Annotated in this window: 6 protein-coding genes; 3 read left to right on the forward strand and 3 right to left on the reverse strand. The window is 63.1% G+C overall.

The window, feature by feature from the left end:
- Window positions 1-472: transcriptional repressor LexA (gene lexA / locus EN925_RS13915; protein ID WP_128336622.1), on the forward strand; the 472-nt coding region annotated here is incomplete at its 5' end.
- Here the strand turns inward: lexA and EN925_RS13920 are convergent.
- Entirely contained in the window at window positions 466-2,928 is a 2,463-nt protein-coding gene (locus tag EN925_RS13920; protein ID WP_127369827.1) for a ComEC/Rec2 family competence protein, read from the reverse strand. The genes lexA and EN925_RS13920 overlap by 7 nt on opposite strands.
- Before the next feature lie 102 nt (window positions 2,929-3,030).
- Between EN925_RS13920 and gltX the strand changes: the two genes are divergently transcribed.
- Both gltX and gltA read left to right on the forward strand, forming a co-directional pair.
- Window positions 3,031-4,455, forward strand: coding sequence for a glutamate--tRNA ligase (gltX, locus tag EN925_RS13925; RefSeq protein WP_127385141.1), 1,425 nt, complete (start codon window positions 3,031-3,033; stop codon window positions 4,453-4,455).
- A gap of 184 nt (window positions 4,456-4,639) precedes the next feature.
- Window positions 4,640-5,965: a citrate synthase gene (gene gltA / locus EN925_RS13930; protein WP_013531749.1), complete on the forward strand. Its 1,326-nt coding sequence runs from the start codon at window positions 4,640-4,642 to the stop codon at window positions 5,963-5,965.
- Window positions 5,966-6,027: 62 nt separating this feature from the next.
- On the opposite strand, the gene lpxB is transcribed toward gltA, so the two are convergent.
- Complete coding sequence (lpxB, locus tag EN925_RS13935; RefSeq protein ID WP_127385140.1) at window positions 6,028-7,206, reverse strand: lipid-A-disaccharide synthase; 1,179 nt, start codon at window positions 7,204-7,206, stop codon at window positions 6,028-6,030.
- On the reverse strand, window positions 7,199-7,928 hold a 730-nt coding region (gene lpxI, locus EN925_RS13940), incomplete at its 5' end, for a UDP-2,3-diacylglucosamine diphosphatase LpxI (protein WP_128336623.1). The genes lpxB and lpxI, both read right to left, overlap by 8 nt.

The raw sequence follows: 7,928 nt of genomic DNA on the forward strand, positions 1-7,928 counted from the left end.
AGGTCTTGGTCAGGGTGGTGCTCTTGGCCGGCAGATCAAGCCGGCGCCTTCGCGGATGCCTTCGCCCGGCAATGACGACGATGCGGTCTCTGCCGTTTCGATCCCGGTCATGGGTCGCATCGCCGCCGGCGTGCCGATCGATGCCATCCAACATCAGACGCATTCGATTTCGGTGCCGCCGGACATGATCATGGGCGGCGCGCACTATGCACTGGAGGTCAAGGGCGATTCGATGATCGAGGCCGGCATCTTCGACGGCGACACCGTTATCATCCGTAACGCCGACACGGCCAGCCCCGGCGAGATCATCGTGGCGCTGGTCGATGAAGAGGAAGCGACGCTGAAGCGGTTCCGCCGCAAGGGCGCCTCGATTGCCCTCGAAGCCGCCAATCCAGCCTATGAGACACGGATTTTCGGGCCGGACAGGGTCAAGGTGCAAGGCAAGCTCGTCGGCCTGATCCGTCGCTACTGAGACGGCTGTGGGTTGACCACTGGCTTCTCGGGTTTCTTGAAGGGTGCCAGCCCCCTCGCCTCGCGAGAGTATTTGCGTTGCGTGTGCCAGGGCCGATATGGGCTGTCCACCGCGAAGCTGATCGTCGCCGGCGTGGTCGCCGATTGGCGATCGAAGAAGACCGCGGCACTGCCTTTGCGAGCCAGTTGCCGCTTGGTGATGACCAGAACCAGCGGGTTGTGACAGGCGTCATAGGCGGTGGCGTCGTTGACGACGATCAGCTCGGCGAAGCCGCAGGCTTTCCAGGTGTCCTTGCGGTCCTCGACATAGGCAATGATCGCACCGGACATGTGCCTGGCCACGCAAACGCCTGAGGAGCAATAGAACGGCGATCCCGGCGGTAGCTCAACGGCATCCGCGACGTCGAATTGCCCATCGCTGTTGTCGAACACTTCCGGAACGACGATGGTTTCCGATGTCAGCGCGCGTTTCCAGTTGTCGACGGTGAATCCATTCGGCCGTTGCCGGCTAACGGCAAGCTCACCGCCACCGATCGGCAACGCCACCAGCCGGGCGTCTTCCGAGATCAGCACATCGGGCGTGCGCGTATCCGAGACGGTCAGCAAGCCTGCCAACGCGAATGGCAGAGCCGCGAGCCGCAGCCATGTCGTCGCCATCGTCGCGATGACCAGGGCAATGGCCACCAGCAGGACCGACTGTTGCGAAATCAGCCCGACCCCATCGACAGGCGAACGCTCGGAGATCCAGCCCGATATGGCGATCATCATCGTCAGGCCCTTGCCCATCAGGTAGAGAGCTGGCCAATCCAATCCGAAAGGCATCAGCAGCGCGCTGGCGACGGCCAGGAACATGACGACGGTGACGATCGGCATAACCGCGAGATTGGCGAACAGGCTGAGCGGCGACACACGCTGAAAATGCCAGATGGCAAACAGCGTCGTGGCGCTGCCGGCGATGATCGAGGTCATGGCCAGACCAATTGCCGCCAGCAGGAATTTTCGTGTCAGGAACCCGGGCAAGGATCGCTTCGGCGGCGGCGGTCTTGCTTTTCCCGCGCGGTGATCCGCCCAGCCGGCATAAGCGCCGACCAGAGCCGCGGTCGCGGCGAACGACATCTGAAAACTCGGGCCGACCACCTCATGCGGCGACACCACGATGACGGCGATCGCCGAGATCGCCAGATTGCGCATGGTGAGTGCTGCTCGATCGAACAGAACTGCAATCAGCATCACTGCCAGCATGATGAAGCTGCGCTCGGCGGCGACGACGATACCTGAGATGACGAGGTAGGCTGCGATCGAGAACAGTGCGGCGGCAGCGGCATACTTCTTGACCGGGCGACGCGCGGAAAGATCGGGAAACAAGGCGAAGGCGCCGCGCAGCAACCCCATGATGGTGCCGGCGACCAGAGCCATATGCAGCCCCGAAATGGAGATGATGTGGTAGATGCCGGTACGTCGCATCGCCTCATTGATGTCGTCGGGAATGCCGGCGCGCACGCCGACGATCAGCGCCGCGGCGATCTCGCCTTCGGCGCCGCCGACGCTCGCCCTGATATGGTCGGCGATGCCTTCACGGGCATTTTCCACGCTGGAGGAAATTCGGGCCGACAGCGGCATGTCGCCATCATCGCTGACGACAAGCTTTGGATTGCCGAGAAAGAATCCGCTGCCACCAATGCCGGCAAAATAGCTGTCGAAGGAGAAATCATAGCTGTCCGGTCGCACCGGCCCGGTCGGCGGCAAAAGCTTGGCATATCCAGTGATGAGCGAGCCTGCGGTCACGTCAGCCGGGATCTTGCGTGCCGAAAGCCGTACCCGTTCCGGCGCATAGCGCAGTTTCGGTCTTGCGGTCGATGTTACGTCGATGGTCAGCCGGATACGGCCAGTTTCCATCCGGTCGAGCGAGACGACGCGGCCGGTCACCTGCGTCGAGATTTCCGAGCCCAACATTTGTGTGCCCGCACGCCACGTCTCGACCTTGGCAGCAAGCAGTCCTAGGGCGCACAAAAGTGCCGCCATGAAACACAGATGGGTCTTTGGCCATGAGCGCGAGACCAGCGCACAGATCCCCGTCAGGATGACAACCGCGACAGGTCTCGCAAAGTCGGGTTCAGCCGTCAGCGAAAAATAGCCGATCGCTCCGATCGCAAGGCAGACCGGCACCAGCAGGAAGGCCACGCCCCGGTCGAGTTCCAGGCTCGCCGCCATGTTCACGCTGTGGCGCAGGCGTGGCAGTGATATCAGGCCGATCTGCCGGCGCACGCGCACGATCCTGCCGGTTCCGGCAACAGGAACAGAGGCGGCGATACCCGTTTGCAAGGGCAGCTTGCCGGAATCCGGCACGAGGGGCGACGGCGGCGGCAATGAGGCTGGCAGAGGCGCAAACAGGGACCGTTCGCTGACGCCAATGGCAGCGTCCTCGCCCTGATCCGAGCCCCAGCCTCGTCCAGCCATCGGGTCTGCCCCTTGCGCCCTCGACACCCTATGCTACATGAACGCGCAAAGCGCGAAAGTCCGCGCGACCGCACCCCGCTTCAGATGGTTTCCGAGAGTTCCATGTCCGACAAGGTCGTCACCCGTTTTGCCCCCTCGCCCACCGGCTATTTGCACATAGGCGGCGCGCGCACGGCGCTGTTCAACTGGCTGTATGCAAAGCATACCGGCGGCACGATGCTGCTGCGCATCGAGGACACCGATCGCGAACGCTCCAATGAAGCCGCGACGGCTGCCATCCTCGACGGGCTTTCCTGGCTTGGCCTGAGCTGGGACGGCGAGCCGGTGTCGCAGTTCGAGCGTGCGCCCCGCCACCGCGAGGTGGCCGAGGAGCTCGTGCGCATGGGCAAGGCCTATTATTGCTACGCCACGCCAGCCGAACTGGAGGCCATGCGCGAGGCCGCCAGAGCCAAGGGGCTGCCACCCCGCTACGATGGCCGCTGGCGCGACCGCGACCCCTCAGAGGCACCCGCAGGCGCCAAGGGCGCCATCCGCATCAAGGCGCCGACCGAAGGCGAGACCGTCGTCCATGACCGGGTCCAGGGCGACGTGCGCTTTCCCAACAAGGATCTCGATGACTTCATCATCCTGCGTTCCGACGGCAATCCCACTTACATGCATGCCGTCGTCGTCGATGATCATGACATGGCCGTCACCCACATCATTCGCGGCGATGATCATCTGACCAATGCCGCCCGCCAGACCGTCATCTACAACGCCATGGGCTGGGACGTGCCGTCCATGTCGCATATCCCGCTGATCCACGGCGCCGATGGCGCCAAGCTATCGAAGCGGCACGGCGCGCTTGGCGTCGAGGCCTATCGCGCCATGGGCTACCTGCCGGAGGCGCTGCTCAACTACCTGGCGCGTCTCGGCTGGAGCCATGGCGACGACGAGATCATGTCGATCAAGGACATGATCTCCTGGTTCGACATAGGCGATGTCAACAAGGGCGCGGCGCGCTTCGACTTCGCCAAGCTGGAGGCAATCAACGGCGCGCATATGCGCCGCATGAGCGATGCCGAACTGTTCGACATCTTCATCGCCACCCTGCCCTACCTCGAAGGTGGCCCGGCGATCGCCGCACGCCTGAACGACAGCACCAAGGCGCAGTTGCTGGCAGCGCTTCCGGGCCTGAAGGAGCGCGCCAAGACGCTGGTGGAGCTCGTCGACGGCGCGGCTTTCCTGTTTGCCACCCGACCGCTGCCGATCGACGACAAGGCGGCCCTTCTGCTCACCGATGACGCCCGCAAGATCCTGCGCAGTGCTCACGAAGCTTTGAACGGGCTTGCGGGTGACTGGACAGCCGCCTCGGCGGAGGCGGCGATCCGCGAGGTGGCAGCGGCCGGCAGCCACAAGCTCGGCGCGGTGGCCCAGCCTTTGCGCGCCGCTTTGACCGGCAAAAGCACCTCGCCGGGCGTGTTCGATGTGCTCGCCGTGCTCGGCCGCGAGGAAAGCCTGGCGCGCATCTCAGATCAAATCGATTAGGAGCAAACTGGCCCAAGAAGATTGGCATTGAAAGGCGGGTTTCGCAGTGCAACATTAGGCCTTGGCCCAATCTGGCACGCACCTCCTGAAATGCGGTGGCGAATACGCGCATTGCGGTGATTTTCGACGTGTCGCTCTGCGAAATTTGCCTTTGCCGGCATGAGGAAACAAGAAGGAGTTTGCAATGACCGAAGCTGCGAAAAAACTGGATTTGGGCAAGACCCAAGAGGCCACCGCAACGCTTGAATTCGCCGGCAAGACCCATGAATTCAAGGTGCGAAGCGGTTCGGTCGGGCCTGATGTGATCGACATCGCCTCGCTCTACTCAACCACCGGCGCTTTCACCTACGATCCCGGCTTCACCTCGACGGCAAGCTGCGAGTCCGAAATCACCTTCATCGACGGCGACGCCGGCATCCTGTTGCACCGCGGCTATCCGATCGACCAGTTGGCCGAACATGGCGACTTCCTCGAGGTCTGCTATCTCCTGCTCTACGGTGAATTGCCGACCAAGGCGCAGAAGGACGATTTCGATTACCGCGTGACGCGCCACACCATGGTGCATGAGCAGATGTCGCGCTTTTTCACCGGCTTCCGCCGCGACGCGCATCCGATGGCGGTGATGTGCGGCGTGGTCGGCGCGCTGTCGGCCTTCTATCACGACTCCACCGACATTTCCGACCCCTACCAGCGCATGGTTGCCTCCATGCGGCTGATCGCCAAGATGCCGACGATCGCGGCGATGGCCTACAAATACCACATCGGCCAGCCCTTCATTTACCCGAAGAACGAGCTGAACTTTGCCGCCAACTTCCTGCATATGTGCTTTGCCGTGCCTTGCGAGGAATACAAGATCAATCCGGTGCTGGCGCGCGCCATGGAACGCATCTTCATCCTGCACGCCGACCACGAGCAAAATGCCTCGACCTCGACCGTTCGCCTCGCCGGCTCGTCGGGCGCCAACCCGTTTGCGTGCATCGCCGCCGGCATAGCCTGCCTGTGGGGACCCGCGCATGGCGGCGCCAATGAAGCGGCGCTCAACATGCTTGGCGAGATCGGCCATGTCGATCACATCCCCGAATTCATCGCCCGCGCCAAAGACAAGGACGACCCGTTCCGCTTGATGGGCTTCGGCCACCGCGTCTACAAGAACTACGATCCGCGCGCCAAGATCATGCAGAAGACGGCACATGAGGTTCTGGGCGAGCTCGGCATCAAGGACGATCCGCTGCTCGACATCGCCATGGAGCTGGAAAAGATCGCGCTGACCGATTCCTATTTCATCGAGAAGAAGCTCTACCCGAATGTCGACTTCTATTCCGGCATTACGCTGAAGGCGCTGGGCTTCCCCACCACCATGTTCACCGTGCTGTTCGCGGTCGCCCGCACCGTCGGCTGGATCGCCCAGTGGAAAGAGATGATCGAGGATCCGCGCCAGAAGATCGGCCGCCCGCGCCAGCTCTATACCGGTGCACCGGAGCGGGATTACGTGCCGATCGCCAAGCGGTGAATTAGGAAATAGTGAGTAGTGAGTAGTGAGTAGTGAGTAGTGAAGTCGACCATTTCTACTGATTACTGACTACTCACTCTCTTGACATACCGCATCACCACCTGCGCGGCGATCTCGCCGGACGGTCTACCGGTAGCCATGCGCCGCCTGATCTCTGCAAATCCATCCTTCTGCCAGGCACGCATGCCGCTGTCGGCGAACAGTGCTTCCAATTGCCGGGCAAGGTTGTTCGGCTTGATATAGCCGTCGTAGAATTCGGGAATAAGCGCTCGATCCGATATCAGATTGGGCAGCAGCGCCGACCAGACGGAAACGAGGTACGGCGCCAAGATGCGCGCGACCGGGTCGAGCCTGTAGCAGGAAATCATCGGCACGCCGGCCAGCGCCAGTTCCAGCGATACCGTCCCGGACGCGATCAGCGCCGCATCGGCCCTGCCGAAAGCCTGCCATTTGCGCTGGGGATCGACGATGATCTCAGGCTTTTCATCCCAGCGGTTGACGGAAGATTTGACGAGGTCGGCGACATGCGGGACGGTCGGCAGCAGCAGCCGCAAGCGGTGGCCGCGCGCGCGCAGGATCGACACCGTCTCGCCGAACGGGTCGAGCAGCCGCCGTACCTCGCTACGCCGCGAACCGGGCAGGACGAGCAAGGTTTTGACCCGATCAGGAGAAAGGTCGCGCGGCAACTCCTGCGCCTTGGCTGCAGCGAGCAAGCCCGCATCGTGCGTCAGGCGATGCCCGACATAGGTGCCCGGTGGCCCGCCGAGCCGCTCCAACTCCTTAACCTCGAAAGGCAGGATGCAGAGGATGTGGTCGACATAGGGCTTCATCGCGACCGCCCTGCCCGGCCGCCACGCCCATACGCTGGGACAGACATAGTGGATGATCGGAATCGACGGGTTGGCCGCACGCACCTTTTTGGCGACGCGCAACGAAAAGTCCGGACTGTCGATGGTGACGAGGCAATCCGGCTTTTCGTCGGCAACGGTCTTGGCCAGTTGGCTGATCCGCCGCATCAGGCGCGGAAGGTCGCGCAGGACGGCACTGAACCCCATGAGGGCGATCTCGCCGGCATCGAATGGCGAGACCAGTCCCAGCGTCTGCAAATGACGGCCGCCGAGGCCGACGAGTTGCACCTCGCGCCCGGCCGCCTGCCTGAGCGAGCGTACTATGTCGGCGCCGAGCAGGTCGCCGGACTCCTCGCCGGCAACAATCGCGATCTTCAATGCCCTGTCAGCCACTGTGCGGCTCCGTCGTGGCAGGCAGGCCAATGACGAACAGGCCGAGTGCGTTGGCGCGCGCGATGGTTTCAGGACCTTCGAGAACCAGCGAACGTCCCGCCTCGACGGCAATCCCGGCAAGCTCGGCTGCATGCGCTGCTTCGACCGTCTGCAGGCCGATGGACGGAAGATCCGCTCGCAGTTCCTGGCCAGGCTTGGCGCACTTGACCAGGACGCCGCGGGTCTTGCCCGCAATACGGCCGTGGCCGCGTAAAAGCTTTGCCCGCTCAAGCAATCCGGCTGTTCCTTCGATGCCTTCCAGCGCAATGGTCCGGCCACCGATGGCGATCGCGGCCTGGCCGATGTCCAGCGCCCCGATGGCTTTTGCTGCGGCAAGGCCTGCCTCGATGTCACGCCAGTCCGACTTTTGTGGCGCGGCGTTGGTCAGGACGCCTTCGGCGGCGACAAGGCTCGGCACGACTTCATGGGCGCCGACAACTTTTATTCCACGGGCTTCGAGGCCCCTCGCCAAGACCTTCAGCAGGCCATCGTCGCCACGCGCGAGCGCCAAGACGACCAGCGGAATTACCGCGAGCAGGCTGAGACTGGGGCGCAGCGCAAGCAATCGCGGCCGGCGCTTGATCTCGCCTGCAAGCACCAGATGGGTGATCCGGTGCCGCCGTAGCAATGGGACCAGCGAGCCTATACCTTCCAGAGCGAGGCTTTCATGATCGTATCGGGAG

The organism is Mesorhizobium sp. M7A.F.Ca.US.006.04.2.1, from assembly GCF_004022915.1.
Classification (GTDB): Bacteria; Pseudomonadota; Alphaproteobacteria; order Rhizobiales; family Rhizobiaceae; genus Mesorhizobium; species Mesorhizobium ciceri.

Coding starts and splice junctions, on each gene's coding strand:
- EN925_RS13920 (WP_127369827.1), bottom strand. CDS start 2,928: ATGGCTGGACGAGGCTGGGGCTCGGATCAGGGCGAGGACGCTGCCATT.
- gltX (WP_127385141.1), top strand. CDS start 3,031: ATGTCCGACAAGGTCGTCACCCGTTTTGCCCCCTCGCCCACCGGCTAT.
- gltA (WP_013531749.1), top strand. CDS start 4,640: ATGACCGAAGCTGCGAAAAAACTGGATTTGGGCAAGACCCAAGAGGCC.